The organism is Leisingera sp. ABM4_060 (genome assembly GCF_056158765.1).
In genome coordinates this window covers 2,620,001-2,646,433 of sequence record NZ_JBSWTX010000001.1, presented here as the reverse complement: position 1 = coordinate 2,646,433, position 26,433 = coordinate 2,620,001, and the positions used below count along the sequence as shown (strand labels likewise).

General features: G+C 61.3%; 22 protein-coding genes and 1 pseudogene. 6 read left to right on the top strand and 17 right to left on the bottom strand.

What is annotated here, in order from left to right; all coding sequences use genetic code 11:
• Window positions 1-324: 324 nt before the first annotated feature.
• From ACXAEH_RS12695 to ACXAEH_RS12620, 16 genes and pseudogenes are all read right to left on the bottom strand, one after another.
• Complete coding sequence (locus ACXAEH_RS12695; protein WP_475033223.1) at window positions 325-786, bottom strand: hypothetical protein; 462 nt, start codon at window positions 784-786, stop codon at window positions 325-327.
• A 252-nt stretch (window positions 787-1,038) separates the two neighbouring features.
• On the bottom strand, window positions 1,039-1,215 hold the full coding sequence (locus ACXAEH_RS12690) for a hypothetical protein (protein ID WP_222509820.1): 177 nt from the start codon (window positions 1,213-1,215) through the stop codon (window positions 1,039-1,041).
• Between the two features lie 122 nt (window positions 1,216-1,337).
• Window positions 1,338-1,667, bottom strand: a complete 330-nt coding sequence (locus ACXAEH_RS12685) for a DUF982 domain-containing protein (protein WP_475033222.1) — start codon at window positions 1,665-1,667, stop codon at window positions 1,338-1,340.
• A gap of 41 nt (window positions 1,668-1,708) precedes the next feature.
• Window positions 1,709-1,915, bottom strand: coding sequence for a cold-shock protein (locus ACXAEH_RS12680; RefSeq protein WP_475033220.1), 207 nt, complete (start codon window positions 1,913-1,915; stop codon window positions 1,709-1,711).
• A gap of 433 nt (window positions 1,916-2,348) precedes the next feature.
• Window positions 2,349-2,781 (bottom strand): annotated as a pseudogene (locus ACXAEH_RS12675) (tyrosine-type recombinase/integrase); the annotation flags it as partial.
• 312 nt (window positions 2,782-3,093) lie between these two features.
• Entirely contained in the window at window positions 3,094-4,452 is a 1,359-nt protein-coding gene (gene lpdA, locus ACXAEH_RS12670) for a dihydrolipoyl dehydrogenase (protein ID WP_475033219.1), read from the bottom strand.
• The gene (locus ACXAEH_RS12665) at window positions 4,453-5,694 is read right to left on the bottom strand and encodes a dihydrolipoamide acetyltransferase family protein (RefSeq protein WP_475033218.1); all 1,242 of its coding nucleotides are present in this window, start codon (window positions 5,692-5,694) and stop codon (window positions 4,453-4,455) included. It abuts the gene before it with no gap.
• Window positions 5,695-5,697: 3 nt separating this feature from the next.
• A complete protein-coding gene (locus ACXAEH_RS12660) occupies window positions 5,698-6,711 on the bottom strand; it encodes an alpha-ketoacid dehydrogenase subunit beta (RefSeq protein ID WP_475033217.1) in 1,014 nt (337 codons plus the stop codon).
• A gap of 1 nt (window position 6,712) precedes the next feature.
• The gene (locus ACXAEH_RS12655; protein ID WP_475033215.1) at window positions 6,713-7,948 is read right to left on the bottom strand and encodes a thiamine pyrophosphate-dependent enzyme; all 1,236 of its coding nucleotides are present in this window, start codon (window positions 7,946-7,948) and stop codon (window positions 6,713-6,715) included.
• A 406-nt stretch (window positions 7,949-8,354) separates the two neighbouring features.
• Entirely contained in the window at window positions 8,355-9,293 is a 939-nt protein-coding gene (locus tag ACXAEH_RS12650; RefSeq protein WP_475033214.1) for a 3-hydroxyacyl-CoA dehydrogenase NAD-binding domain-containing protein, read from the bottom strand.
• Window positions 9,294-10,034, bottom strand: a complete 741-nt coding sequence (locus tag ACXAEH_RS12645; RefSeq protein WP_475033213.1) for an SDR family NAD(P)-dependent oxidoreductase — start codon at window positions 10,032-10,034, stop codon at window positions 9,294-9,296.
• On the bottom strand, window positions 10,034-11,452 hold the full coding sequence (locus ACXAEH_RS12640; RefSeq protein ID WP_475033211.1) for a gamma-aminobutyraldehyde dehydrogenase: 1,419 nt from the start codon (window positions 11,450-11,452) through the stop codon (window positions 10,034-10,036). Before ACXAEH_RS12640 ends, ACXAEH_RS12645 begins: the two co-directional genes overlap by 1 nt.
• Before the next feature lie 25 nt (window positions 11,453-11,477).
• Window positions 11,478-12,272: an SDR family NAD(P)-dependent oxidoreductase gene (locus ACXAEH_RS12635; protein WP_475033209.1), complete on the bottom strand. Its 795-nt coding sequence runs from the start codon at window positions 12,270-12,272 to the stop codon at window positions 11,478-11,480.
• On the bottom strand, window positions 12,269-13,804 hold the full coding sequence (gene betC / locus ACXAEH_RS12630; protein WP_475033207.1) for a choline-sulfatase: 1,536 nt from the start codon (window positions 13,802-13,804) through the stop codon (window positions 12,269-12,271). The genes ACXAEH_RS12635 and betC overlap by 4 nt, the downstream gene beginning before the upstream one ends.
• Entirely contained in the window at window positions 13,801-14,940 is a 1,140-nt protein-coding gene (locus ACXAEH_RS12625; RefSeq protein ID WP_475035571.1) for an aromatic ring-hydroxylating oxygenase subunit alpha, read from the bottom strand. Before ACXAEH_RS12625 ends, betC begins: the two co-directional genes overlap by 4 nt.
• 90 nt (window positions 14,941-15,030) lie before the next feature.
• The gene (locus ACXAEH_RS12620; RefSeq protein ID WP_475033206.1) at window positions 15,031-16,053 is read right to left on the bottom strand and encodes a GlxA family transcriptional regulator; all 1,023 of its coding nucleotides are present in this window, start codon (window positions 16,051-16,053) and stop codon (window positions 15,031-15,033) included.
• 361 nt (window positions 16,054-16,414) lie between these two features.
• On the opposite strand from ACXAEH_RS12620, the gene ACXAEH_RS12615 reads away from it, so the two are divergent.
• The 4 genes from ACXAEH_RS12615 to fdhF all read left to right on the top strand — a co-directional run bounded on the left by ACXAEH_RS12615 (window position 16,415) and on the right by fdhF (window position 22,406).
• The gene (locus ACXAEH_RS12615; protein WP_475033205.1) at window positions 16,415-16,876 is read left to right on the top strand and encodes a winged helix DNA-binding protein; all 462 of its coding nucleotides are present in this window, start codon (window positions 16,415-16,417) and stop codon (window positions 16,874-16,876) included.
• A 59-nt stretch (window positions 16,877-16,935) separates the two neighbouring features.
• Entirely contained in the window at window positions 16,936-17,844 is a 909-nt protein-coding gene (locus ACXAEH_RS12610; protein WP_475033203.1) for a LysR family transcriptional regulator, read from the top strand.
• Between the two features lie 95 nt (window positions 17,845-17,939).
• Window positions 17,940-19,628 (top strand): NAD(P)H-dependent oxidoreductase subunit E, encoded by a 1,689-nt coding sequence (locus ACXAEH_RS12605; RefSeq protein ID WP_475033201.1) that lies wholly within the window; start codon window positions 17,940-17,942, stop codon window positions 19,626-19,628.
• A gap of 3 nt (window positions 19,629-19,631) precedes the next feature.
• Window positions 19,632-22,406 carry a formate dehydrogenase subunit alpha gene (gene fdhF / locus ACXAEH_RS12600; protein ID WP_475033200.1) on the top strand — a complete coding sequence of 925 codons (2,775 nt, stop codon included), beginning with the start codon at window positions 19,632-19,634 and terminating at the stop codon, window positions 22,404-22,406.
• A 253-nt stretch (window positions 22,407-22,659) separates the two neighbouring features.
• On the opposite strand, the gene ACXAEH_RS12595 is transcribed toward fdhF, so the two are convergent.
• Window positions 22,660-23,274 (bottom strand): TetR/AcrR family transcriptional regulator, encoded by a 615-nt coding sequence (locus tag ACXAEH_RS12595; protein WP_475033198.1) that lies wholly within the window; start codon window positions 23,272-23,274, stop codon window positions 22,660-22,662.
• A gap of 127 nt (window positions 23,275-23,401) precedes the next feature.
• Here ACXAEH_RS12595 and ACXAEH_RS12590 point away from each other — a divergent pair, with 127 nt between their 5' ends.
• A complete protein-coding gene (locus tag ACXAEH_RS12590; RefSeq protein ID WP_475033197.1) occupies window positions 23,402-25,447 on the top strand; it encodes an oxidoreductase in 2,046 nt (681 codons plus the stop codon).
• Window position 25,448: 1 nt separating this feature from the next.
• Window positions 25,449-26,177 (top strand): NAD(P)-binding domain-containing protein, encoded by a 729-nt coding sequence (locus tag ACXAEH_RS12585; RefSeq protein ID WP_475033196.1) that lies wholly within the window; start codon window positions 25,449-25,451, stop codon window positions 26,175-26,177.
• Window positions 26,178-26,433: the final 256 nt, after the last annotated feature.

The following is a 26,433-nucleotide window of genomic DNA, read 5'->3' as shown; positions in this document are numbered from 1 at the left end:
TGGCCGGGAAACCCCTCTCCGAAGCGCCGTATCATCACCATGTATCTGAGCCCCACTGCGGACATCTTGCAGATTTGACGACCGTCGGCTTGATCACTCAGAACAAGCCCTCCCGCCGTGGGAACGACTTCGACACCATGTTCGCTGAAGGCCGAGATCAATTCGCTCCAGGACTGACTGTTGGCGTAGACGCGCTGTGCAAACTTGCTAAGCGCATCCAGGTCCCATGGTGGCTGAACAGCGTCTGCATCTTTCGGTGTCGGAGCTTTGCCCACGGGCGGCGTTGCCGGCGGAGTTGCAGTGTCATCCGGTATCGAAAAAACCTCAGCATCCGCTTTGGACCCCGCAGGCGAGAATACCAGTTCCGGCAGAACAGTCTCCCAACCACTCGACGATGTCGGGCACTGGCATCGTCTTTGTCTTCAGCTCTCGCGCCAGTTCCGCCACGCCTTCGGCCAAAAGTTCGACCCACTTGTTGACCTCCTGTTCGTTGAGAACGGAGATGATGTCATCAATTCCCAACAACATCCCCTGGCGCTTCCGCAGACCAGCCACCAGTGCCTGGGTTTCGCGCAGCCGCCAGATGTTCGGCAGGTCCTCATTGGCCATCTCGACCTTGATCCCTTGCTGTTCAGCATAGGACCGGACAGCGCCAAGCTTCTTCCAGTCGCGGGAGATGATGGCGGTGCGGGAACAGGACCACTCCGGGTCGAGCCTTGACAGGCGCAATAACTCGTCGATTGCCGCGATGCCCTGGCCGCCGTTGAAACCCTCCGGGCACCACAACTTTCATTATGCTGGATCGGCATTCAGCCAAGCTCCTACTTGCTTTTACTCCTTGGCAGCCTGCGGGCTGTTGAACGTCAGCAGGTTTGAGCTGGATTTGACGCAACAGATTAGAAAAGAAATGAGCTAGGTTCATGAGGGCCTGCCGGTTCTCTTGCGCACGCAAACGCCACAGGTCCAGAGCGATTGCCTCTGAAGGCCAGTCCAAATGAACTGCAGTTCGTATGGTTCAGGCGCCAGGCGGCCTACAATTCACTGGCCACTGCGCTTGTACTGAAGCCGGGAGCGCCGTAGGCGCTCGTTTTTACTGCGCCGCATTTCATTTTCGTCTTCCAGGATTTCACGCGCGGCCCGAGCGGTCTTTTCCATCGTGGTTTCCTTGCGGGACAGGCCGGCTAGTTTCAATTCCTCAATATTAAACTTGGTCATCGTCCAACTCCTACAAGGCTGATTGTGGGCAGGGCTATTTTTGCGTGAAAGTTCAGTTTGGGCCTTCTGCCAGGTGCGCTATGAGGCAGAAGGACAGGGCAGCGCCAATTCGTTGCAGTGTTCTACGCAGCGGCGGGGAAGTCCGCGTGAAATCCAGCAGAGCCGACTGCCGAGAGGAATGCTGCGCGGGCGGCGCCGACAGGTGCGAGACAGTCCATCGCTGCATCGATTTTCTCAAGCGCAACATCTCTATTGTGATCAGAAACAGGCCAAGCTCTCTGCAGCCAGAATTGGGCTTGTTCGATTGTCGAGATTTTTCGTGCCCGCCCCTCGGAGGGCAGAAAAATGGTCATGGGGGTTCCCCAGGAGATTTCTATCAAGATTGTTCTTTCGGTGGATTTTGAAAGCCACATCAGACTGTTGGTCACAGCAAATGTGGAAAGCGAGAGCACTGCAAGAATGCTCTCGCTGAATGTTTCAAGCCTGCAGTGGCTTAGGCAAGTGCGAGATTGCTGGCAAACTCGCGCCCGTCGCGACCGCTTTCGATGTCGAAAGTCACGGCTTGGCCATCGTTAAGCTGCTGGATGCCAGCGCGTTCCAAGGCGGAAATATGGACAAAGATGTCCTTCGATCCCTGCTCGGGAGCGATAAAACCAAAACCTTTTTGAGAGTTGAACCATTTCACGGTGCCATTGGCCATCGTGTCGTCTCCTTGAAAAATGCTATCCGCAACACGCGATAGCCCGGCCCAGTGTCAACATAGGAACAACTGGGGCCATTAGGAAACAGAAGGTCGTAGGAAGAAGCTTTGCCCGACCGAGATGGGGTATGCGATCCGTGATTACAAGAGGCTAGCTTTGAGACCACGTGAAATTTTTACAAACTTGCTTGGCGTGCCGGCTGGGCCTGCCGAGTACGTCCTTCACAGCGGATTGTTCTGAAGGGCAATTTTCGAGATCGCTGGTTTTTCAGCTCCAGCTCAAAGTCGCTAATGGCTGTGACCCGCCTTGTGCTCACACAGCAACCAACTTAATTGGCGACGGCCGCTTCAGGTTCGACCCGAACCTCTGCTTTGCCGCGAAGGCAGGTCCGGTCCGGATTGGCGAACGGCACGTGCCGCCCGCCAACGTGGTTCAAATGTCGATTTGCTCGACGATGCTCAGCGCATCTTCAAGTTCGACGCCAAGGTATCTGACAGTGCTGTCAACCTATGTGTGTCCGAGCAGAAGCTGAACCGCTCTGAGATTTCCGGTTTTCCGGTATATCTCCGCTGCTTTGGTCCTACGCAGCGAAGGAGTGCCGTATCCACAGGGTTCCAGCCCAATCGCGGCCACCCAATCCCGCACAAGCCGGCCATATTGGCGAGTTGAGATATGCGGGCGGTCGTGAAACCGGCTGGGAAACATGAAACGGCAGCCGATCATTTCCGGCGACTTGATCCACGCGGTAATGGTGTCCCGTGTGTTTTCAGAGAGTTCGAACTGAACGGGCCGCTTGGTTTTTGCTCTGGATCACTGACACCCTTTCGCGAACGCGATCATCCCTCACCAAGTCAGTGACGGCCAGGCAAAATCAGCCCTTCCCTCTCAAGACCGGTCTTGAAACGGTGCCATACTGTCGAAAACCCGTTGTAGGTCCACGCCTCGCCGCGCGAGCTAACGAGGACTGTCTCGGCTTCATGCTTCGGGATAACTAACTGAAGTCAGCTTCCGGCAAACCCGGTGCGGTTCAACGCGATGCCTCCGACGACCGCCAAACGGTACGAGGTGCGTGACCAAATGGTAAACGGCCTGCATGAACGATACTGTTTTCAGGGGACAGAGCAGAACTTCGAAAACATTGTGCCTCCACCAGGAACTCCAATCGCGGTGGGCCGTCTCAGATGTGCAATGCCTGACCCAAGGCGCGGAGGCAGGCTTCGTGCAGGGCTTCAGACTGGGTTGGATGGGCGTGGATCGTCGCGCCGAGATCATCCAAGCAGGCGCCCATTTCGATCGCCAGCGCGAAGGATGCGGAGAGTTCAGACACTCCAGAACCCACGGCTTGAATACCCGCCACCGCGTGGTCACTGTCACGCCAGACGACGCGGACAAAGCCGTCTTCGCGTTCAGCTGTCAGCGTCCGCCCGTTGGCCTGCAAGGGGAAGCTGGCAGAGGATGTGCCCGCGAGCTCGCCGGGGGCGGCGCCGCAGGACACCACTTCCGGATCGGTGAAGCAGACCGCTGGAATTGCCCGTTTGTCCCATTCCACGGCATGGCCTGCGATATGCTCCGCCACCATTTCCCCTTGCGCCATGGCGCGATGGGCCAGCATTGGCTCGCCGGTCACGTCACCAACAGCGTAGATACCGCGCATTGATGACTGGCAGTAGTTGTCGATTTTGATAAACGGTCCGTTCTGTGTCAGCGCGAGCTCCTCGATGCCGATTCCGGCAGTGCGGGGGCGGCGGCCGGCGGTGACCAGCACTTTTTCGGCGGCGGCGGCACCCTGGCTCGTTTGCAGCCTGCCGTCTGTGAATCTCTCTGCGCGCGCTCCGGTCATCACGGCTACTCCCAGAGCGTCAAGCCGGGCCTTCACAGGGTCTGTCAGCGCCTTGTCATAGAGCGGCAGGATACGGTTTTCGGCCTCGATCACTGTGACCTTGGAACCGAGCTTGGCAAAGGCAGTGCCAAGCTCCAGGCCGATATAGCCGCCGCCGATCACGGCGAGACTTTCGGGCACCTGTGCCAGGTTCATTGCCTCAGTGGAGGAGAGGATGGGGCCGCCGAACGGCAGGCCGGGCAATTCAACCGGGGCAGAACCGGAAGCAATCACAATGTATTCCGCCCGGATGACCTGGCCGTTTCCGTTGCCGTTAACCGAAACCGTTTTGCCATCCAGAAAGCGCGCGCGGCCGGTCACAAAGCGCACCTTGGCCTTTTTCAACAAAGCTGAAACACCAAGGTTCAAACGCTGTACGATGCCGTCTTTCCAGGCAACTGTCCGGGTAAAATCAATTGCAGGCGCCCCGGTGCTGATACCGAGCGGGCCCTGCGGAGCCTGGGCGATCCGGTGGAATTCATCTGCAGCATGGATAAGCGCCTTGGAAGGGATGCAGCCTTCATTCAGGCATGTGCCGCCGGGTTTGCCCTCATCCACCACAATCGTGTCGATGCCCAGTTGGCCAGCGCGAATGGCGCAGACATAGCCGCCAGGGCCAGCGCCGATAATCAGGAGTTTACAGGTTAGATCCGACATTCAGCCCTCGACAAACAGCATTGCAGGTGTTTCCAGCAGAGTTTTCAGCTTTTGAACAAAGACCGCGGCGTCCCAGCCGTCGATCACCCGGTGATCAAAGGAACAGGAGATGTTCATCATCTGCCGCGGCTGGAACTGCTGGCCGTCCCAGACCGGGCGGATCTGCATCTTGTTGATGCCGACAATGGCGACTTCGGGATAGTTGACAATTGGCGTTGTGGCGATTGCACCCAGCGGCCCGAGCGATGTGATGGTGATCGTGCCGCCGCTCAACTCCGCCCGTTTGATCGAACCCTCGCGGGCGGCTTCCGCCAGGCGTGTGATTTCGGCAGCATTGTCCCACAGGCTGCCGGCCTCGGCATGCTGCAGGACCGGCACGCTCAACCCCTGCGGAGTCTGGGTGGCGATGCCCACATGCACCCCGCCGTGCCGGTGGACCACCCCGGCCTCGTCATCGAAGCGCGCGTTCAGCCCGGGCTGCTCGCGTACGGATTCGACGATGGCGCGTATCAGGAAGGGCAGCAGTGTCAGCTTGGGCCGCGTTTCTGCGTGCTTGGCATTCAGCGCTTCACGCAGGTCCTCCAGCGCGCGCATCTCCACCTCCTCAACGATGGTGATGTGCGGAATGCGCTGTTTGGCCAGCGCCATTTGCTCGGCAATCCGGCGGCGCATGCCGATGACGCGCACCTCTTCGATGCCGGTGTTTTGAGCGCGGATGACGCCGCCTTGCTGGATACCGCCGGAGGCGATCCAATTATCAAGGTCCGCGTGGCTGATGCGCCCGGCGGGGCCGGTTCCCGGTACTTGGCGCAGATCGACGCCTTCTTCTCGCGCCCGGGCCCGGACTGACGGGGAGGCCAAGGGCTTGGTGCCGTTGCTGCGGGGCACAGGGGCGGCAGCTGGTGGTATTACGGGCGCCTCGGCGGTTGTCGGCTCTGGTTCCGCTGGCGGCGCTGCCGGTTTCCCGGTATCCGCTTGCACTTCGCTTTCATTGCCTGCGCCGTCGACCTCAAGGCGCAGCAGGACAGAGCCGACCGGAAGCATCTGTCCGATTTCTCCGCCCAGCTCCACAACCTTGCCTTCGGCAGCAGAGGGGACTTCGACCGCAGCCTTGTCTGTCATCACCGCTGCCAGAATGTCGTCTTCCTTGACGATGTCGCCTGGTTTGACGTGCCATTCGATCAGCTCGGCTTCGGCGACGCCTTCGCCTATATCGGGAAGGCGGATTGCGAAAATACCCATGGATTAGTCCTCCATGACTTTCTTGAGCGCCTCGCCGACCCGGCTAGGCCCTGGGAAGTACTCCCATTCCTGGGCGTGTGGATAAGGCGTGTCCCAGCCGGTCACCCGGATGATTGGCGCTTCGAGATGGTAGAAACAGGTTTCTTGCACCAGCGACATCAGCTCGGCCCCGAAACCGGAGGTGCGTGTCGCCTCATGCACAATGACGCACCGGCCGGTTTTCCTCACCAACTCTGTGACAGCCTCAAGATCCAGCGGCAGAAGGCTGCGCAAGTCGATCACTTCGGCATCAACCCCGGTCTCTTTTGCAGCGGCCTCGGCGACATACACCATTGTGCCATAGGCCAGAACTGTAACATCTGCCCCCTCGCGCCGGATTGCCGCTTTGCCCAGAGGCTCAACGGTATCCCCGTCCGGGACATCCCCAAGAGGATGGTTTTTCCAGCTTTCAACAGGTTTGTCGTGATGGCCGTCGAACGGCCCGTTATAGAGCCGCTTGGGCTCGAAAAAGATCACCGGATCGGGATCGGCGATTGCCGCCAGCAGCAGCCCCTTAGCATCGCGCGGGTTCGACGGCATGGCTACTTTCAGCCCGGACACATGGGTAAATAGTGCCTCTGGGCTTTGGCTGTGAGTTTGGCCGCCAAAGATTCCGCCGCCGGTCGGCATGCGGATCACCAGCGGGCAGGTGAAATCAGCGTTGGAGCGGTGCCGCAGCCGGGCAGCCTCAGAGACGATCTGGTCATAGGCCGGATAGACATAATCTGCGAACTGGATTTCGATCACCGGTTTCAGGCCATAGGCCGCCATGCCGATGGCGGTGCCGACGATGCCGGATTCGTTGATCGGCGCATCAAAGCAGCGGGACTTGCCGTATTTCTCCTGCAGCCCTGCGGTGCAGCGGAAGACGCCGCCAAAGAACCCGACATCCTCGCCGAAGACGACAACCCGGTCGTCGGCTGCCATGGCCACGTCATGCGCCTCGCGGATGGCTTCGATCATGGTCATCTGTGCCATTTCAGAACCCGGCCTCCTGACGCTGACGGATCAGATGCGGCGGCATGGTCTCATAGACGCCTTCGAACATGTCGCGCGGGCTGGGCGTCTTGCCGGCTGTCAGCGTGCCAACCGCCTCGGCCTTTTTCTGGGCGGCAACAACCGTATCCAGAACTTCGGCTTCTGCCTGCTTGTGGCGGTCCTCGCTCCATTCGCCGATGGTGATCAGATGCTGTTTGAGCCGTTCGATCGGGTCACCCAGAGGCCATGCTGCAGCTTCCCGCCGGGAGCGGTAGGCAGAAGGGTCGTCACTGGTCGAATGGCCGCCGGCGCGGTAGGTCACATGCTCAATCAGCGTCGGGCCATACCCGCGCCGGGCCCGCTCGCAGGCCCATTGCGCCACGGCATGAACGGCCAGGTAATCGTTGCCGTCCACCCGTATCGAAGCAATACCAAAGCCGTGGCCGCGGGCGGCGAAGGTGCCGACTCCGCCACGGGCAATGCCTTGGAAGGTCGAAATGGCCCATTGGTTGTTGACGATATTCAGGACCACCGGCGCCTTATAGGTCGAGGCGAACACCATGGCTGCGTGGAAATCGTTTTCGGCGGTGGAGCCGTCGCCGATCCAGCCCGCCGAGATCTTGGTGTCGCCGGATATCGCCGAGGCCATGGCCCAGCCGACCGACTGCACGAACTGCGTGCCCAGATTGCCGGAGATGGTGAAAAAGCCATGTTCCTTGGAGGAATACATGATCGGCAACTGGCGGCCGTGCAGCGGGTCCTCGGCGTTGGAGTAGATCTGGTTCATCATCGTGACCATCGGGTAGCCGCTGGCGATCAGCAGTCCGGCCTGACGGTAGGTGGGGAAATTCATGTCGCCGGGCTGCAAGGCGCGGCTGAATGCGCAGCTGACGGCTTCCTCGCCCAGATGCTGCATGTAGAAGCTGGTCTTGCCCTGCCGCTGCGCGTTGAGCATCCGCGCGTCGAACGTGCGCAGTAACTGCATGTGGCGCAGCCCCTGCCGCAGCTTTTCGGGGCTGAGCGCGCCGGCCCAGTCGCCAACCGCTTCGCCCTCTTTGTTGAGCACCCGTACGATGGAGAAGGCCATATCGCGGATCGCGTCGGGATCCACGTCAACGGGCGGGCGGGGCACGGCGCCTGCCCGGGGGATTTCAAAATCGGAGAAATCGGGAGTGGTGCCCGGACGGCAGCCCGGCTCTGGCACGTTCAGGGATAGCGGGCTGATGTCACTGGTCATACTGCACCTTTCTGGTTTTTCGCGGCCTTGGAAGCTATTCCGGCTGACCGGTCCTTGCGGCCTTGGCGGCCCGGATCTGCAGTCGTGGCGGCGACCAATCTGATGCCGCCTGTATGTACCACATAGCCCGGCCATCACTGGATACCACGGTGACGTAAGTGCCTGGCTACTGTAAGTGATTCAATCTTAAGCTGTGCTTGAGGCTGCTGGCAATACGGCGCCAGCACGAAAAGGTCCTGAAACTCCGTTGCAGGTTCTGCGTGCCAGATAGTTTGCCGCCAAGCCAAATCAGATCTCTTGCGGTGCTTTGACGGTGGACAGACTTGAACTGTGCCGCCCTTTGCATTCGGTGGAACTGGTAGGCAGTTGTCGTTCCTGTACTCATTCTGTGGTGTGACGGTTCAACCTAATTCGGCTGCTCCAGTTCCCGCAGTGCTTGCTGGATGGCGACGATCATCGCATCCCGGCGCGATGCTTGTTCGCTGACCGGTACGCCATGCGAGGCAGCGGTCAGGCCTTCCTCCAGCATCCGCGCGGTTTCTGCCGTCAGCCGCGGCGTGCCAAGGTCTTCCCACCAGCCGTTGAACGTTTCCGCGAAATGATCGCAGAATGCTGCCAGCCCGCCGGGACCAGCGCCCAGTCCGAACAGCGCGGTTGGCCCCATTGCTGCCCAGCGGAGCCCTGGCCCTGCTGACATTGCCTTGTCGACATCGCCAACGCTGGCGATGCCGCTTTCGACCAGATGTATCGCCTCTCGCCAGACCGCCGCTTGCAAGCGGTTCGCAACATGGCCGGGGACTTCTTTGTTCACCCGTATGGTGACCTTGCCAAGGTCTTCATAAAACGCTTCGGCGGCCTCGACGGCCTGAGGGTCGGTTTGGCCGTTGCCCATGACCTCGACCAGCGGGATCAGATGCGGCGGGTTGAACGGATGGCCTAGAACAAAGCGCGCAGGGTTTGCCCAGCCGCCCTGCATCTGCCCCAGCGTCAGGCCGGAGGCGGAACTGGCGGTAATCGCCTCCGGGGCGAGCGCGGCTTCGATCTCAGCAAAGAGGGCGTGTTTGACAGGCAGGCGTTCCGGCACGTTTTCCTGAATGAACCCCGCGCCATCCACTGCTTCAGCCGCAGTTCTGTGGAATGTCACCCGGTCCGGGTCGCCGCGCACGGTCAAACCCAGTTCCGCCAAAGCAGGCCAGGCTTGTTCGACATAGGTCTTCACACGCACTTCAGCTCCGTCTGCGGGATCATAAACCGCAACCGATCGGCCAGAGGCCAGAAGCAACGCGGTCCAGCTGGCGCCGATCACGCCTGCTCCGAGGACCGCGGTATGGGAAATGCCAGTCATTTAGAAAAGCCCTGTATTGATGGGGGACGCGGCAGTCAGGCCGCCATCGACGGTGAATAACTGTCCTGTGGCAAAGGCGGCCTCATCCGAGGCCAGCCACACAGCCATGGCGGCGATATCGGTGGGTTTTCCGAAGCGCCGCGCAGCATGGCGGGACAGGGCGTCCTTGCGGGCGGCTTGCGGGTCATCGGAAAGATCAAAGCCAGCTTCCAGCATGCCGGTCTCGATCCAGCCGGGGCAGATGGCGTTGCAGCGGATCCGCGGGCCGTGGTCGACGGCGATTGAGCGGGTCAGCCCGTGCACAAAGGCCTTGGACGCGTTGTAGAGCGCCATCGACGGATCCGCGGCCTGGCCGGAGATCGAGCCGATGTTGATGATCGAGGCGCCTTGCGTCAGATGCGGCAGAAACGCCCGGCAGCAGTTGAAAACACCACGGCAATTGGTGCCGATCACCGCGTCCCAATCCGCATCTGTGCTGTCCAGAACGGTTTTTTCCACTTGCACCCCGGCGTTGTTCACCAGGATCTCCAGAGCTCCGAGGTTCTCGGCAAATTCATTGACTGCTGCGGCATCCGTAACATCCAGAGTGAACCAGGCAAAGCTCGGGTCCAGGTCTTCGGGCCGCCCGCCGCGCCCGCAGACCATGACGGCGGCGCCTTCGTTGCGGAACGCTTCGGCGATGCCCCGGCCGATCCCCTGGCGGCCGCCTGTGATCAGCGCTCGTTTTCCAACCAGCCGCATCAGTGTGCCACCATCACATGGCGCACAGAGGTATAGGCCTCCAGCGCGTAGACGCTCATGTCGCAGCCGGTGCCGGAGCCTTTCATCGCGGCCCAGGGCATTTCGGCAGCAGGCATGCCGTGGGTGTTGACCCAAGTCATGCCGTAACGCAGTTGAGACGTCATTTTCATGGCGGTTGAGATGTCCTTTGTCCAAACCGAGGAGGCCAGCCCGTAACGGCTGGCATTGGCGATCCTGAGTGCGTCCTCGCCATCGGTGAAGCGGGACAGCGTGACCACCGGGCCAAAGACCTCGTTGCAAGCAATTTCAGCGTCGTTGCCGACATTGGCAATCACGGTGGGTTGATAGAAGAAACCGGCGCCGTCTCCTGCGCTGCCGCCGGTTGTGATCTCGGCGCTGTCCCGGGCCCGGTCGACAAAACCAGCGACCCGGTCGCGCTGGGCGGCGGAAATGACAGGTCCCATTTCGGTGCCTTCTGCCTTTGGCGCTCCGGTCTGGATTTGCTTGACCTGATCGGTCACCGCGGCAACCAGCCGGTCGTAGATCCCATCCTGCACCAGCAGGCGGCAGGGCTGGGCGCAATCCTGGCCTGCATTGAAGAAGGAGCCATAGCGGATGGTTTCGGCCAGCGCCTCGATGTCGGCATCGTCAAAGACGATGACGGGGGCCTTGCCGCCCAGTTCCAGGTGCACATGCCGGATCTGGCTTGACGCGGCCCGCATCGCCGCCATGCCGGTGGCAGGGGAGCCGGTGATGGAGATCCCCTCCATGCGCGGATCGTTGATCAGCTGATCACCAGTTGAGGCGCCGCGCCCGTGGACCATGTTGAGGACGCCCTTGGGCAGCACATCTGCCAGCAGTTGGCCCAGGCGCAGCGTGGCCAGCGGTGTGAGTTCGGAGGGTTTCAAGACCACGGTGCAGCCCGCTGCCAGCGGAGCGGCGATTTTCCAGGCGGCCATCATCAGCGGATAGTTCCATGGCGCGATCGAGGCGGCCGGGCCAACCGGGTCCCTGCGGATCATCGAGGTGTGGCCGGGGGCGTATTCGCCGGCGGCAGAACCGGTCATGGTGCGTGCGGCACCTGCCATGAAGCGGAAGGTGTCGATGGTGAGCGGCATCTCTTCATCCCGGGCCATGGGCCAGGGTTTGCCGACGTCACGGGTTTCCAGTTCTGCGAGTTCGTCGAGATTGGCCTCGATCACGTCAGCGATGGCGAGAAGATTTGCAGAACGCTCGGCAGGGGTGGAGAGCCGGTAGGTTTCGAAGGCTTCGTGAGCTGCGCGGGTTGCAGCTTCGACTTGCTCTGGCGAAGCCTCTGCGGCTTGGGTGATGGTTTCACCGGTGGCGGGGTCCACGACCGGCAGTTTCTGGCCGCCGCCTTCTGTTAGTTCCCCATTGATCAGCATTTTTGTCTGCATGGTGTTTCCTTTCAGAAAGCGGCTTTCAAAGCTTCATCTGCTGAACCTGGGCTGACAGACCGCCGTCGAGCACCCAGAGCTGGCCTGAGGCATAGCGGGCCTCGTCGCTGGCCAGCCAGTTGACCAGATTGGCAATGTCCTCCGGTGTGCCATAGGTGCGGGTGGGATGCACATCGCGCACCGCTTGCTGCAGCTGATCAATGGTCTTGCCGCCGCCGCCGGAACCTTCGCCGGTGAAGAAGCTCTGCAGCATCGGGGTGTCGACATAGCCGGGGCAGACCGCGTTTACCCGGATGCCTTCGGGGCCGTGGTCGCAGGCCATTGCCCGGGTCAGCGCATGCACCGCCCCCTTGGTGGCGCAATAAGCGGCGAGGCCGGGGTCGGCGATGAAACCGTCATAGCTGCCGAAGTTGATGACCGAAGCGGTGCGGCCTGTGGCTGCCGCCTTGCGCAGTAGCGGCAGTGCGTACTTCGAGGTTAGGAAGGTGCCGGTGGCATTGACTGCAAAGGAGAGGTTCCACTCCTCCAGGCTGGTGTCTTCGATGGTTTTTTCGATCTCGATGCCGGCGGCGTTCACCAGGATATCGAGCTGGCCTGTCTCTTCCGCGACTTGCTCCATGGCAGCAATGGCGTCGCCTTCCCGGGTGACATCGAGTTTCAGGAAGCTACTGCCGTCGTCGTCATGCGCGGCCAATGATCCTTCAGGGGTCAGGTCTGCGGCATAGACCCGCGCGCCTTCGCGCAGGAAGCGGGCAACAATGGCGCGGCCAATGCCGCCGCGGCTGCCGGTCACCAGGGCGGTTTTGCCTTCCAGCATCATCTGTCGTTCTCCTTCAGCGGGGGGTAGCGGTAGCGGGCTGCGGCCACCGTCCAGTCCATGTTGTTGCGGACATATTCCTGGCTGGCGTCGCGCGGCGGGTTGTAGTCCCAGGCTTCGCCAGCGCCGGCCTCCATCGCGGCATGCAGGGCACGGCGGGATTTCTGGGTGGCGATCACATCGGCGCGCAGCTGCTCGCTGTTCCAGCGCCGGGCGGTTTCCGAGGCGAAATCTGCGGCAACGGCTGCGTAGGACGGGTCGCCGGTCAGGTTCCGTGTCTCCAGCGGGTCGAGGGACAGGTCATAGAGCTGCGGCGGGTCTAGGTCGCAGTGAATGTACTTTAGCGGCCCGCGCCGGATCATGAATACCGGATAAGGGGTCATCTCGGCGCAGTATTCGCCGATCGCTTTGTCCACGGAATCTTCTTCCCCGCGCGCCAGCGGCATCAATGAACGGCCATCGACGGGTTCGCCCAGGAGTGTCTCATCCCCCCCTCCGGCCTCAACAAAGGTAGGCAGCAAGTCCAGCAGGGAGCAGGCATTGGCAGCAGTTCCCTGCACCACGCCGGGTCCGGCCATGATCAGCGGAACCCGGGCGGAATGCTCGAAAAAGTTCATCTTGTACCACAGGCCGCGCTCGCCCAGCATGTCGCCGTGATCGGCGGTGACAACGACAATCGTGTTGTCCAGTTCGCCTATGTCCTCCAGCGCCTTCACCATCGCGCCGACCTTGCTGTCGAAGTAGCTGACATTGGCCAGGTAGGCGCGGCGGGCGCGGCGGACTTCTTCCTCGCTCAAGGGGACATAGCTGGCCTCGATCCCGTCCATCACCCGGCGGGAGAACGGGTCTTGCTCTTCGGGCGGCAGGGTGAACTCCGGCATCGGGATTTCGTCGTCTGAATATAGGTTCCACCATTCCGGCTTGGCCACATAGGGGTCGTGCGGGTGGATGAAGCTGGCCACCATCAGAAAGGGGGCCTCGTCCCCGGCCGCCCGGTCGCGTCCGCGGTCGATCAGCCAGCGGCGGGCGGCGAATTCGACCTCATCGTCATAGTCGGTCTGGAAGGTGGCCACCGCTTTGCCGCTTTCCTTGACCGTCTGCATGTTGTGATACCACTTATCGATCCGCTCATCCGGAGCCTCCCAGTCTGGGGTCCAGGCGAAATCGGCCGGGTAGATGTCAGTGGTGATGCGGTCCTGGAACCCGTGTTTCTGGTCGGGGCCGACAAAATGCATCTTGCCGGACAGGCAGGTGCGGTACCCAAGCGCCGTCATATAATGGGCAAAGGTTGGCACCGAGGCGCGGAATTCGCTGGCGTTGTCGTAGGCCGCGATGCGGCTGATCAACTGGCCGGACATGAAGGCAAAGCGCGAGGGCGCGCAAAGCGGCGAGTTGCAGTAGGCCGCATCAAACCGCATGCCGCGGGCGGCCAGCGCATCCAAATGCGGGGTTTTGGCAACCGGATGGCCGTAGGCGCCGGTCCAGTGCGGCGCCAGCTGGTCGGCCATCACGACCAGGACATTGGGCCGCCTCACGGGGCGGCCTGCGCGTAGGCGTCCAGCACCAGCCCGTGGAAATGGTGCACTGCGTGTTCTGATTTGCCGGAGCCGGAGGGGTCATTCACGATGCGGCCCTGGGTGAAGGCAGGGGTGTTCATGCCGCGCTGCACGCTTTCGCAGATGGCGATGTCCTCACGCTGCAGTACTTCATCCAGGTAACGGATCGCATCCAGCTCCATCTGGTCCGGTTCCGGAGTTTCCAGGAAAAAGTCGTAGGTTTCCAGGGTGCGGTCCGGCCCGACCGGAATGATGTTGAGTACGATTATCGAGGAGCGCCCCGGATAGCGCATCAGGCAAGTAGTGGGCCACAGCCACCAGACTGCATGGGTGCGGACTGTGGCGTTGGAGACGTCATAAGCGGTGTTGGCGCCCTTGCCGGCATCAGCCATGTGGCTGGAATAGATGCCGTAGGTGGTCACCTTGTAGGTGTCCATGTCGACCAGGTCGCAGAAATCCTTGTGCGCGGTGGGGCAGTGGTAGCACTCCAGGAAATTGTCGACGACATTCTTCCAGTTCGACTTGATGTCATAGGTCAGCCGGTGGCCGAAAGTGAGCTGGTCGATGTCCGGGGCCCAGTGACGGATTTCGGTTTCCAGGCCACCGGACTGTTCGCGCAGCGGCGGTGCGGAGGGGGCGAGATTGACGTAGATGAACCCTGCAAACTCCTCCACCTGGACTTGATCCAGGCAGATGTCGCCGGTGCTGAAGTTCTCCAGGTGTCCTGTCTCCGGGGCGCGGACCAGCTGGCCGTCCAGCTTGTAGACCCAGGCGTGGTAGGGGCACATGATGCGGGTGGTATTGCCTTCACCGCTCAGCAGCTCATGCGCGCGATGCTTGCAGACATTGTAGAAGGCACGCAGGGCGCCGTCGCGGCCGCGCACTACGGCAACCGGCTGGCCAGCGATCTCCACGGTGACATAGGCGCCGGGCTCGCGCAGCTTTTCCACGTGGCAGACCCACTGCCAGGACTTGGCAAGGATTTCCCGCTGATCTGCGGCAAACCACTCAGCCCGGGTATAGGCGTCGGCCCGCAGGGACAGCGAGTTTCCCGCATCCGCTGAATACCCCTGTCCGATTGTTGCAAACTGTGCTTGCGATGGCTGGCCGGTCATGTCGATCACTCCGTAGGAACGCTCCGCTCTCTTGCATGATCCGCCAGCTTTCATCCTAGCGCGCGCATACTGTTTGCCGTCATTTTAACATTATTCGCCATTCTTTCCGGCGCCTTCAAAACGGTACATCGGCCAGGCCCGGAACTCGAAGGGCACGCGGCTTTCCAGCCTGTCGCGGGCTGGAGGCAGGCCGAAGCGTTTTTTGTAGGCGCGGGAGAAATGCACCTGGCTGGCAAAGCCCGAGGCCAAGGCGATCTCTGACATGCTCAGCTCGGTCTGGGTAACCAGCCCGCGCGCACGGTCCAGCCGGATGTCGCGGTAATAGAGCTGCGGGCTGGTTCTGACAGTTTCCTGAAACAGACGGTTCAGCTGGCGCTGGGACACCCCGGCCAGCCGACAGAGCTTTGGAATGGAGATTGGGGTCTCCAGATGCTGCTCCATGATTTCGATCGCCTTGCGCAGTTTGGCCGGCGCGGTGTTGCCCAGAGGTTCGAGGTGCTCGTCCGTCTGGTGGGCGCCGGGGCCGCGGACGGCGCTGTGAAAAAGGTATTTTGCACAGTCGCTGGCCAATGCATCCCCGGCCATGCTGCGCAGCAGGAACAGCGCATATTCTCCAGCCGCGGAGCCGCCGCAACAGGTGCCGGTGCTGCCTTCATGCACAAAAAGGTCCTCGCAGACCTCTACCTTTGGGTATTTTTCTCTGAAGGCGTCGATATGTTCGTAGTGCACAGTGGCGCGGCGGCCGTCCAGCATTCCGGCTTCGGCCAGGATAAATGCCGCGGTGTCCAGCCCGCCGATGTAGCTGCCAGAGCGGGCAAACCGCCGGATGGCGGCAAGCAGCGGCGCGCTGGAATAGGCTTCGGGTGTCCAACTGCTGGAGACAATCGCAAGGTCCGGCCGCGTCTGTGCCAGGGAATGCAGCGGCTCCACCGCAATCTCCAGCCCGTTGCTGGCCCGGCAGAGCCCGGCTGTTTCCCCTGCCAGCCGCCACCGGAAATGCTGGCGTCCGCTGAGGTAATTAGCGGCCCTGAACGGATCAATGAAAGCCAGGGTCGCCGCCATGTTGAAATGCGGCGTCACCAGAATAGTGATTTCTGCGATGTCAGGCTGCATCAGGTCTCCCTGGACTTTTGCCGACTATGCCGGGCGCGCGGCGGCTTCGGCAAGCAGGGAAAGCCGCCAATTCCGCGCTGCCGGGTATTGAAGTCCGGCGGAATTGATTGGATATGTTGTGCCCAATTTGAGTTGGATTTTCGGGAGATTAGCCGAACCCCGGCCTGTCCGCAGGCATGCAGGACCGGCCGCATTGGCGGCTCCCGTATTTAAATCCGTGGCTTTCTTGCCCTTGGGGCAGTCAATAATTTGTATGTATCGGAGTTGTTCGTTGGATAACAAAGTCGACCCTTCCCTATTTCCGCAGCTGGCAGCCGGCCTGGCATTTGATCCTGTGGATAGCGCCCAGGCGGATGGCGGATTGCACCGGCTGGAATTGGCGGTTCAGCGGGTCAGTGAAGGTTTGATGCGGTGGCAATCCGGTTGTTTTGAGCAGGTGAGCAATGTGCCGCTGACCGGGCCTGAGATAACTCTGCTGCTGCTGATCGGCAGCGGCGGGCGTGCGAAGACGATCAAGGAATTGGCCCGTTCCACCAACCGCATTGACATTCCCAACATCCAGTATTCTCTGCGCAAGCTGGCGTCGGCCGGGCTGACGTCCAAACAGGGCGCCGGGCGCTCGGGAGTCACCTACAGTCTGACTGGAGACGGGGAGCAGGTGTCGCAACAGATGCGCAGCGTACGGCAGCGGCTGCTGATGCATATGCTCGAAGGGCGATCTGAACTGGCCGGGCAGATGGACCGCGCTTCGCAAGCGCTTGAGGAGCTGGCTGAACTTTACAGTACAGCAACCCGCCTAGCAGAGGCGAACAGCGAGGTCTGACAGCACTGGGTAAGATGCCCCCATTGCGCGTGCCGGCAGCGGCGGCGTAAGCTCAGGCCATGATTGAGCTCAAGGACCTTCAGCTGCTGACCGCGCTGGCGCGGCATCAGCATTTTGCCAAGGCGGCCGCTGACTGCGGTATGTCGCAGCCTGCTTTTTCCATGCGGATCCGCAACCTGGAGGAACGGCTGGGCTTGTCTATCGTGCGCCGCGCCAACCGGTTCCAGGGGCTGACCGAAGAGGGCATGATGATCGTGCGCCGGGCGCGGTCGATCCTGGATGATGCCAAGGCGCTGGAGCAGGAGATTGCCGCCTCGCGCGGCGAGGTAACCGGCAATCTTGTGCTGGGGGTGGTGCCGACCGCCACTGCCTGGGCGGCGCAGTTGGTGGATCAGGTGCGCCAGGCCTATCCGCGGATTCTGGCTCAGGTCGAGGTCACAACCTCGCTGGCTATCCAGCAGCGGCTCTATGATGGTACAATTGATGCTGGAATTACCTATGCCGACAGCATGGGCCGGGACCTGGTGACGGTGCAGCCGCTTTACGAGGAAAGCTATGTGCTGCTGGCACCTGAGGAGATGGTGGCGGGCCGTGGCGATGCGATCAGCTGGGCCGAGGCGGCGGAGCTGCCGCTGAGCCTTTTGGACCAGCAGATGCAGAACCGGCGCATTCTGGACCGGATCTTTGCCGACCTGGGGCTGAAGCCTGAGATCGTCTCCGAATCCAACGGATTCATGGCCTCGATGGTGATGGCGCGGGAGGGTTCGGTGGCAACGATTCTGCCGCGGGCGCTGATGCAGGCGCTGGGCGGTCTGGGCGGAACCCGGGTTTTGTCGCTGATTGAGCCGGAGCAATCGCGGCCGATTTGCATTGCAACCTTGGACCGGACACCGGAATTGGTCACGGTTCAGGCGTTGAAAGAGGTGGTTGCGACGTTTGTGGACGATGGGATGCCGCAAATGGCGTGATAAGCAATCCTTATCGTGCAATCGGTTTTCTAGATTTGACGATATTCATTCTTGATGGCATTCCGGGATGAAAGACGTGCTGACTGGAGGATCCCATGGCACCATTGGATGATAGCAAGGGCGTATGGAAGTCCGGCAAAGGCAAAGGGCGCAAGACGCCCAAAGGCCGCCAGGTTGACGACATCGCGCTGAGCGAGGTTCAGGAACTGCTGGGGGACCGCCCGCGCAACCGTGACCTCTTGATCGAGTTCCTGCACCTGATCCAGGACAAATACGGCTGCCTGAGCGCGGCGCATATCCGGGCTTTGGCCGAGGAAATGCGCACCGGTCAGGCGGAGATTTACGAGGTGGCGACCTTCTATGCCCACTTCGACGTGGTGAAAGAAGGCGAGACCCCGCCGCCGGCGCTGACCATCCGGGTTTGCAACTCGCTGTCTTGTGAGCTGGCTGGTGCCCAGCAGCTGCAGAAGGCGCTGGAAGACGGTCTGGACGCCTCCCAGGTCCGCGTGCTGCGCGCGCCCTGCATGGGCCGCTGCGACACTGCGCCGGTGCTGGAGATCGGCCACAACCACATTGACCACGCCACCGTCGAGAAGGTGGAAGCGGCGATTGCGGCGGATGATACCCACGCGCATGTGCCCGAGTATGAAACCTTCGCCGTTTATGAGGCTGAAGGTGGCTATGCCACGCTGAAAGACCTGCGTGCCAATGGCGACTGGGAAGCGGTTCAGGCGAAAGTCAAGGAAGCTGGCCTGCGCGGCCTTGGCGGCGCAGGCTTCCCGTCCGGCACCAAATGGGGCTTTGTCCGCGCCAACGAAGGTCCGCGTTACCTCGCCGTGAACGGCGACGAAGGCGAACCGGGCACCTTCAAGGACCGCTACTACCTGGAGCGCACCCCGCATGTCTTCCTGGAAGGTATGCTGATTGCCTCCTGGGCGGTCGAGGCCGAGAAAGCCTTCATCTACATGCGCGATGAATATCCGGCGGTGCTGGAGATCCTGCGCCGCGAGATCAAGGCGCTGGAAGATGCCGGCATCGTCGAAGAGGGCTACATCGATCTGCGCCGCGGGGCAGGGGCCTATATCTGCGGTGAAGAAAGCGCGATGATCGAGTCGATCGAAGGCAAGCGCGGCGAGCCGCGCCACCGTCCGCCTTTTGTGGCGCAGGTGGGTGTCTTCGGCCGTCCGACCCTCGTCCACAACGTGGAAACCCTCTATTGGGTCTGCAAGATCAACCGCGAAGGGCCGGAATGCCTGAACTCGGTTGAAAAGAACGGCCGCAAGGGCCTGCGCAGCTACTCGGTGTCGGGCCGGGTGAAGAACCCGGGCGTGCACCTGCTGCCCGCCGGTTCCACCATCACCGATATCATAGAAGCCTGCGGCGGTATGCTGGACGGCCACGCCTTCAAAGCCTATCAGCCGGGCGGCCCCTCCTCGGGCCTGCTTCCTGCGTCGATGAATGACGTGCCGCTCGACTTCGACACGCTGCAGCCGCATGGCACCTTCATCGGTTCGGCTGCTGTGGTGGTTCTGTCCGATCAGGACTCGGCCCGCGACGCGGCGCTGAACATGCTGCGCTTCTTCGAAGACGAAAGCTGCGGCCAGTGCACCCCCTGCCGGGTGGGCTGCGAGAAAGCCGTCAAGCTGATGAGCGAGAAGAAATGGGATCAGGGCCTGCTGGAAGAGCTGAGCACCGCGATGGTCGACGCATCGATCTGCGGCCTGGGCCAGGCCGCGCCGAACCCGATCCGCCTGACCATGAAACACTTCCCCGAGGAGGTTTGAGCCATGAGCGATAAAGTTACATTCACACTCGATGGCGAACAGGTCACGGCGGAAAAAGGCCTGACAATCTGGGAAGTCGCCAACGGCCGCGGGCTGAAGATCCCGCACCTGTGCCACAAGCCGCAGCCGGGCTACCGCCCGGACGGCAACTGCCGCGCCTGCATGGTAGAGATCGAGGGCGAGCGCACGCTGGCTGCCTCCTGTATCCGCGAACCCGCAGAGGGCATGGTTGTCACCACCAACAACGCGCGCGCCGAAAACGCCCGCAAGATGGTGATGGAACTGCTGGTAGCCGACCAGCCCAAGAAGGAAGAGGCGCACGACAAGTCCTCCCACATGTGGGACATGGCTGAGCTGAATGGCGTCACCGAGAGCCGTTTCCCCAAGCTGGAAGAGGGCCGTATTCCGCTGCTCGATGACAGCCACGTCGCCATGAAGGTGAATCTGGACGCCTGTATCTCCTGCGGTCTGTGCGTGCGCGCCTGCCGTGAAGTGCAGGTGAATGACGTGATCGGCATGGCCGGCCGCGGCCACGACGCCTATCCGACCTTCGACATCGCCGACCCGATGGGCCAGTCCACCTGTGTGGCCTGCGGCGAATGTGTGCAGGCCTGCCCGACCGGCGCGCTGATGCCGGCAACCGTGCTGGACGAAAACCAGGTTGGTGACAGCAAGGATTACGACTCCGAAACCGAAAGCGTCTGCCCGTTCTGCGGCGTTGGCTGCAAGGTCTCGCTTAAGGTCAAGGACGGCAAGGTCAAGCATGTGGAGGGCATCAACGGCCCGGCAAACGAAGGCCGCCTTTGCGTCAAAGGCCGCTTTGGCTTTGACTATATCCACCACCCGCACCGCCTGACCAAGCCGTTGATCCGCCGCGACGACGCGCCGGCCAAGGGCCTGAACGTCGATCCGGGCAACCTGTCGACCCATTTCCGCGAAGCATCCTGGGAAGAGGCGATGGATCTGGCTGCCAAGGGCCTGATCAAGCTGCGTGATGAGAACCCGAAATCGGTTGCGGGCTTCGGCTCGGCGAAATGCACCAACGAAGAGGCTTACCTCTTCCAAAAGTTCATCCGCCAGGGCTTCAAACACAACAACGTCGACCACTGCACCCGTCTGTGCCACGCATCCTCGGTTGCGGCGCTGATCGAAAACGTGGGCTCCGGTGCTGTTACCGCGACCTTCAACGAGATCGAAAACGCCGACGTGGCGATCGTGATCGGCTCCAACCCGATCGAGAACCACCCGGTGGCTGCGACCTACTTCAAGCAGTTCACCAAGCGCGGTGGTAAACTGATCGTGATGGATCCGCGCGGCGTCGGCCTGCGCCGGTTCGCGACCGAAATGGTGCAGTTCCGCCCCGGCGCAGACGTGTCGATGCTGAACGCGATCATGAGCGTGATTGTCGAGGAAGGCCTGTACGACCAAGCCTACATCGACAAATACACCGAGAACTGGGAAGCGGAAAAACAGCATCTGGCGCAGTTCACGCCTGAGAAGATGTCGGAAATCTGCGGCGTCTCGCCTGAGCAGCTGCGCAGTGTTGCACGCACCTTTGCGAACGGCAAAGCGGGCCTGATCTTCTGGGGCATGGGCGTTTCTCAGCACATTCACGGCACCGACAACTCACGCTGCCTGATTTCTCTGGCGCTGATGACCGGCAACGTCGGCAAACCGGGTGCCGGCCTGCACCCGCTGCGCGGCCAGAACAACGTGCAGGGCGCCTCCGACGCGGGCCTGATCCCGATGTTCCTGCCAGACTATCAGACCGTGACCTCGGATGATGTACGTAAGAGCTTCACCGATGTCTGGGGCGGCGGCGACTTCTCGAACGAGAAGGGCCTGACCGTGACCGAGATCGTTGACCAGGCCTATGCCGGCAACATCAAGGGCATGTACATCCAAGGTGAAAACCCGGCGATGTCCGACCCGGATGCGGATCACGCGCGCGACGCCTTTGCCAAGCTGGAGCTGATGATCGTTCAGGATATTTTCCTGACCGAGACGGCGAACTATGCCGACATCATCCTGCCGGCCTCGGCGCTTTATGAGAAGAACGGCACTGTTTCCAATACCAACCGTCAGGTGCAGCGTGTGCGTCCGGCTGTGGCACCTCCGGGCGATGCGCGCGAGGACTGGGCGGTTACCGTTGAGCTCGCACAGCGCATCGGCCTGCCCTGGGACTACAAGGATGTCAGCGAAGTCTTTGCTGAGATGAAGCTGAACATGAAGTCGCTGAACAACATCACCTGGGAGCGTCTGGAAACCGAGACCATCACCTATCCGTCGCTGCATGAGACCGACCCCGGTCAGGCGATTGTGTTCGGTGACGGCTTCCCGCGCCCCGAGGGCCGTGCCCGCTTTACTCCGGCATCTGTGATCCCGCCGGATGAGGCGCCGGATGCGGAGTTCCCGATGATCATGACCACTGGCCGCCAGCTGGAACATTGGCACACCGGGTCGATGACCCGCCGCTCCAAGGTTCTGGATGCGGTGGAGCCGGAGGCGAACTGCTCGCTCAACCCGCGCACTCTGAAGCTGATGGGCATCGAGCCGGGCGAGATGATCCGTCTTTCGACCCGCCGCGGCTCGATCGAGATCATGGCGCGGGCCGACCGGGCAATTGCCGAGGACATGGTGTTTGTGCCTTTTGCCTATGTGGAGGCAGCGGCCAACATCCTGACCAACCCAGCGCTCGACCCCTATGGCAAGATCCCCGAGTTCAAGTTCTCGGCGGTGAAGGTCGAGAAGATCGAGAACCAGATCGCCGCAGAGTAAGGCGTTCAGGTTCAGACACAATAGAGCGGGCGCGGAACCATTGGTTCCGCGCCCGTGCTTTTGGTGGCGCCGCGCTGGCGCGCGGCGCGGCGGTGGCTGCCATTGGCGTTTGGTACCTGGGTTGGTGCCGTGGAGGTGTGTCGCTTCGGGCAATGCCCGAAGCGATCCGCGCCGCGCCCATTTGGGGGCGGCGCCCGGCCCAACGGCTGCGCGGGCATCTTTGATGCTTGCCTAGCGGGCGGGGGTGCCTTCTTCAGCGATGGCGGGCCAGAAACCGGTCAAGGTCCCGCGTGTCGGGCGGTTTGCCTGAGAATACTTCGATATAACCCGGCATCAGCGAGATCCGGTAGCGTTTGCTCTCGGTGACCTGCATCGAGATATAGCCAATTTGGGTGTAGATCATTGCTTTGGCCCGAACCAGAGCGTCCTGCTGCTTATACCCGAAGCGCAGAAACATTCCCGTCATGGCCTGTTCGCGCCGGGTGTCGGCGGCATCCAGCCGGGCTTGCAAAGCGGTGTCGGTGCGCGCCCAGTTGCGGACCGCCAGATCCAGCCGGGCGTCAAACAGCTCGGGATCAATCCAGCAGTCGAACAGGTTGAACAGCGCTTCTGCGATGCTTTCCGCATAAGCTTCGGTGCGTGCCACCAGGTTGCCGGTGTTCTTGTCTTCCCAGCGGCGGACCATTGCTTCCAGCAGTTCTTCCCGGTCCTTGAAGTGCCAGTAGAAACTGGTGCGCGATACCCCGAGGCGCTTGGCCAGAGGCATCACCTTCACGGCTTCCACTCCACTGGCGGTCAGCACGTCGTAAGCGGCTGCAAGCCAATCCTCTTCCCTGAGGCGCGCACGGGAGATGTCCGGGGTGTCCATGCCTCACCCATAACAGGGGATTAGAAGGCGAGCAACAATTCCTGACAGGTGTGAATGTAAACTTGACACATATGTCAAGTTGATGTCCGATACTCTTGCCCCAGACAATTCTCCAGGAGATTTCCGCATGTCCAAGGACCCGCTGCTGCAGCCCTACCAACTGAAGCATCTGAGGCTGCGCAACCGCATCATGACGACCAGCCATGAGCCCGCGTATCCGGAAGGCGGCATGCCAAAGGAGCGGTACGCAGCCTATCATGCGGAACGGGCAAAGGCGGGTGTGGCACTGACAATGACCGCGGGCTCTGCGGCGGTCAGCAGGGACAGCCCGCCAGTCTTCAACAATATCCTTGCCTACAAAGATGAGGTGGTGCCCTGGATCCGCAATCTGACTGATCAGGTGCATGATCATGGAGCCGCTGCGATGATCCAGCTCACCCATCTTGGCCGCCGTACCGGCTGGAACAAGGGGGACTGGCTGCCCTCGGTCAGCTCATCGCGCCACCGCGAGCCTGCGCACAGGTCCTTTGCAAAGCTCGTCGAGGACTGGGACATTGCCCGCATCCTCTCTGACTTCGCTGATGCCGCGGAGCGTATGAAGGAGGGCGGAATGGATGGCATCGAACTGCAGGTCTACGGCCACCTGATGGACCAGTTCTGGTCGCCTCTGACCAATGATTTGGATGGACCTTACGGCGGTCAGACATTGGAGAGCCGGTTGAAGTTTCCGATGGACGTGTTGAAAGCCGTACGTGAAAGGGTCGGGGAGGAGTTCATTGTCGGGTTGCGCTACACCGCGGATGAGGCGCAAGAGGGCGGCATCACGCCAGAGGAAGGTTTGGAAATCTCCAAACGGCTTGCTGACAGCGGCATGGTGGATTTTCTCAATGTTATCCGGGGCCGTATCCATACGGACCCGGCCATGACCGACATCATCCCGGTGCAAGGTATGAAGTCGGCCCCGCATCTTGATTTTGCGGGCGAAGTAAAGAGGGCAACTGGCATGCCCACCTTCCATGCGGCACGGATTCCGGATGTTGCAACCGCACGCCATGCCGTGTCCGAAGGGCTGCTGGACATGGTGGGGATGACCCGCGCCCATATGGCCGACCCGCACATCGTGCGCAAGATCATGGAAGGGCGTGAGGGTGACATCCGCCCTTGCGTTGGTGCTACCTACTGCCTGGACCGGATCTATCAGGCTGGAGAAGCCCTGTGCATCCACAACGCGGCGACAGGACGTGAACTGTCCATGCCCCACAGCATTCCGCCCGCAAAAACCCGCAAGAAGATCGCCGTCGTGGGCGCAGGCCCCGGGGGGCTGGAGGCCGCGCGTGTGGCTGCAGAGCGCGGGCATGACGTGACTGTGTTCGAGGCTGCGTCTGAGCCCGGTGGTCAAGTGCGCCTGACCGCGCAAAATCCGCGTCGGGCGGAGATGATCGGGATTATCGACTGGCGCATGGCGCAATGTGCGGCCCGCGGCGTGGAATTCCGTTTCAACAGTTGGGCTGAGGCCGGGGATGTGACCGCACTCAATCCGGACGTTGTGATTGTGGCCACAGGAGGTATGCCAAACACGGAACTGTTCGAAACCCGTGTTGATGCTGCCAATGCAGTCTCCGCTTGGGACATCATCTCCGGAGATGTGAAACCAGCGGCACATGTTCTGATATATGACGAAAGCGGCGACCACCCGGCACTCATGGCCGCTGAGACTGCCGCCCAAGCGGGGGCAAAGGTTGAAGTGATGACGCCGGACCGCACCTTTGCGCCGGACGTGATGGGGATGAACTTGGTGCCCTACATGCGCGCGCTGCAGGACAAGGATGTAACCTTCACGGTGGCCCGCCGCCTGCTGAGAGCGGACCGCAGCGGCAACCGGCTGCTGGTGTCCATCGGCACCGATTACAGCAGCCATATCTATCAGGCAGAATATGACCAAGTAGTGGTGAACTATGGCACGATGCCGCTGGATGAGCTTTACTTTGCGCTCAAGGAGCAATCGGTGAACCGTGGCGAAGTGGATTATGATGCGCTGATCGCCGGGCGCCCCCAGGAGATTGCCGTAAACCCTGATGGGTGTTTTCAACTGTTCCGTATCGGTGATGCGGTTTCGGCCCGAAACACACATGCAGCCATCTATGATGCTCTGCGCCTGATGAAGGATATCTGACATGAACCTGGGTTTTATTGGCTGCGGCACCATTGCCTCGGCGGTGGTGCGCGGCCTGGCCGGGCAGGGGCACCGGATCACCGTGTCCGAACGCAGCCGGGTGCATTCTGCCGCGCTCGCAGCCGAGATTGAGGAGGTTGCAGTTGCGTCGAACCAGGCTGTCTTGGACGCGAGTGATGTGGTCTTCCTGGGCGTGATGGCGGAAGCGGCCGGGGAGATACTTGGCAGCCTTGTGTTCAGGGAAGATCAGCAGGTCGTGTCTTTCATGGCCGGTGCCAGCCTGGGCCGGGTTGCCGAACTGGCTGCTCCAGCGCAGGCGGCTGCCGTCATGATGCCGTTCCCGGGCATTGCGCAGGGCGGCTCTCCAGTGATGGCCCTTGGGGATACGGCATTGCTGGAGCAGATCTTTGCTCCGGCGAATACAGTCTTTGCGCTGCAGGATGATGCTGAACTGGAGGCCTATCTCTGTGCGCAGGCGGTTTTGTCGCCTGTCACCCGCATGGCAGCTGACGCGGCAGCTTGGCTGGGTTCCCGCGTTTCGGATCCAGCGCAGGGAGAGGAGTTTCTGAGGATGCTGATTGCGACCAGTCTTCAGGCTTCGGGTTGCTCTGAATTGATTGAAGCTTTGAATACACCAGGCGGTTTCAATCAGCGTTTGCGTTTGAATATGGAAGCCGCTGGTATGACTGAGGATCTTGCAGCGGGCCTGGACCGCTTGATGCAGGGCTGACAGACCTTGGCTTTAGTATTTAAAGGCGCCGTGTTTAGCGGCGCTTTTTTTATTTGGGGCTCTGCCTGCTTGGCCTTTGGCCACTTCCGCCGGAGTATTTTTGACCAGAAAGAGGCCGGGGGTTTTGGTTGTTTGGGGCGGTTGTGCTGTTTTTTGGCGGGTCATCTGGTGAATCGGCGGCTCGGTTCTTCGGTTCCTTTGCATGGATTTTCTGATTTAGGGTCCTGTTTCTGTGGATAAGGGGTGCGGGTCTGTG

Excerpts from the sequence above, each read along its gene's own strand:
- ACXAEH_RS12690 (WP_222509820.1), bottom strand. The coding sequence starts at position 1,215 with ATGACCAAGTTTAATATTGAGGAATTGAAACTAGCCGGCCTGTCCCGC.
- ACXAEH_RS12680 (WP_475033220.1), bottom strand. The coding sequence starts at position 1,915 with ATGGCCAATGGCACCGTGAAATGGTTCAACTCTCAAAAAGGTTTTGGT.
- lpdA (WP_475033219.1), bottom strand. The coding sequence starts at position 4,452 with ATGTCGGATCTAACCTGTAAACTCCTGATTATCGGCGCTGGCCCTGGC.
- ACXAEH_RS12665 (WP_475033218.1), bottom strand. The coding sequence starts at position 5,694 with ATGGGTATTTTCGCAATCCGCCTTCCCGATATAGGCGAAGGCGTCGCC.
- ACXAEH_RS12660 (WP_475033217.1), bottom strand. The coding sequence starts at position 6,711 with ATGGCACAGATGACCATGATCGAAGCCATCCGCGAGGCGCATGACGTG.
- ACXAEH_RS12655 (WP_475033215.1), bottom strand. The coding sequence starts at position 7,948 with ATGACCAGTGACATCAGCCCGCTATCCCTGAACGTGCCAGAGCCGGGC.
- ACXAEH_RS12650 (WP_475033214.1), bottom strand. The coding sequence starts at position 9,293 with ATGACTGGCATTTCCCATACCGCGGTCCTCGGAGCAGGCGTGATCGGC.
- ACXAEH_RS12645 (WP_475033213.1), bottom strand. The coding sequence starts at position 10,034 with ATGCGGCTGGTTGGAAAACGAGCGCTGATCACAGGCGGCCGCCAGGGG.
- ACXAEH_RS12640 (WP_475033211.1), bottom strand. The coding sequence starts at position 11,452 with ATGCAGACAAAAATGCTGATCAATGGGGAACTAACAGAAGGCGGCGGC.
- ACXAEH_RS12635 (WP_475033209.1), bottom strand. The coding sequence starts at position 12,272 with ATGATGCTGGAAGGCAAAACCGCCCTGGTGACCGGCAGCCGCGGCGGC.
- ACXAEH_RS12625 (WP_475035571.1), bottom strand. The coding sequence starts at position 14,940 with ATGACCGGCCAGCCATCGCAAGCACAGTTTGCAACAATCGGACAGGGG.
- ACXAEH_RS12620 (WP_475033206.1), bottom strand. The coding sequence starts at position 16,053 with ATGCAGCCTGACATCGCAGAAATCACTATTCTGGTGACGCCGCATTTC.
- ACXAEH_RS12610 (WP_475033203.1), top strand. The coding sequence starts at position 16,936 with ATGATTGAGCTCAAGGACCTTCAGCTGCTGACCGCGCTGGCGCGGCAT.
- ACXAEH_RS12605 (WP_475033201.1), top strand. The coding sequence starts at position 17,940 with ATGGCACCATTGGATGATAGCAAGGGCGTATGGAAGTCCGGCAAAGGC.
- fdhF (WP_475033200.1), top strand. The coding sequence starts at position 19,632 with ATGAGCGATAAAGTTACATTCACACTCGATGGCGAACAGGTCACGGCG.
- ACXAEH_RS12595 (WP_475033198.1), bottom strand. The coding sequence starts at position 23,274 with ATGGACACCCCGGACATCTCCCGTGCGCGCCTCAGGGAAGAGGATTGG.
- ACXAEH_RS12590 (WP_475033197.1), top strand. The coding sequence starts at position 23,402 with ATGTCCAAGGACCCGCTGCTGCAGCCCTACCAACTGAAGCATCTGAGG.
- ACXAEH_RS12585 (WP_475033196.1), top strand. The coding sequence starts at position 25,449 with ATGAACCTGGGTTTTATTGGCTGCGGCACCATTGCCTCGGCGGTGGTG.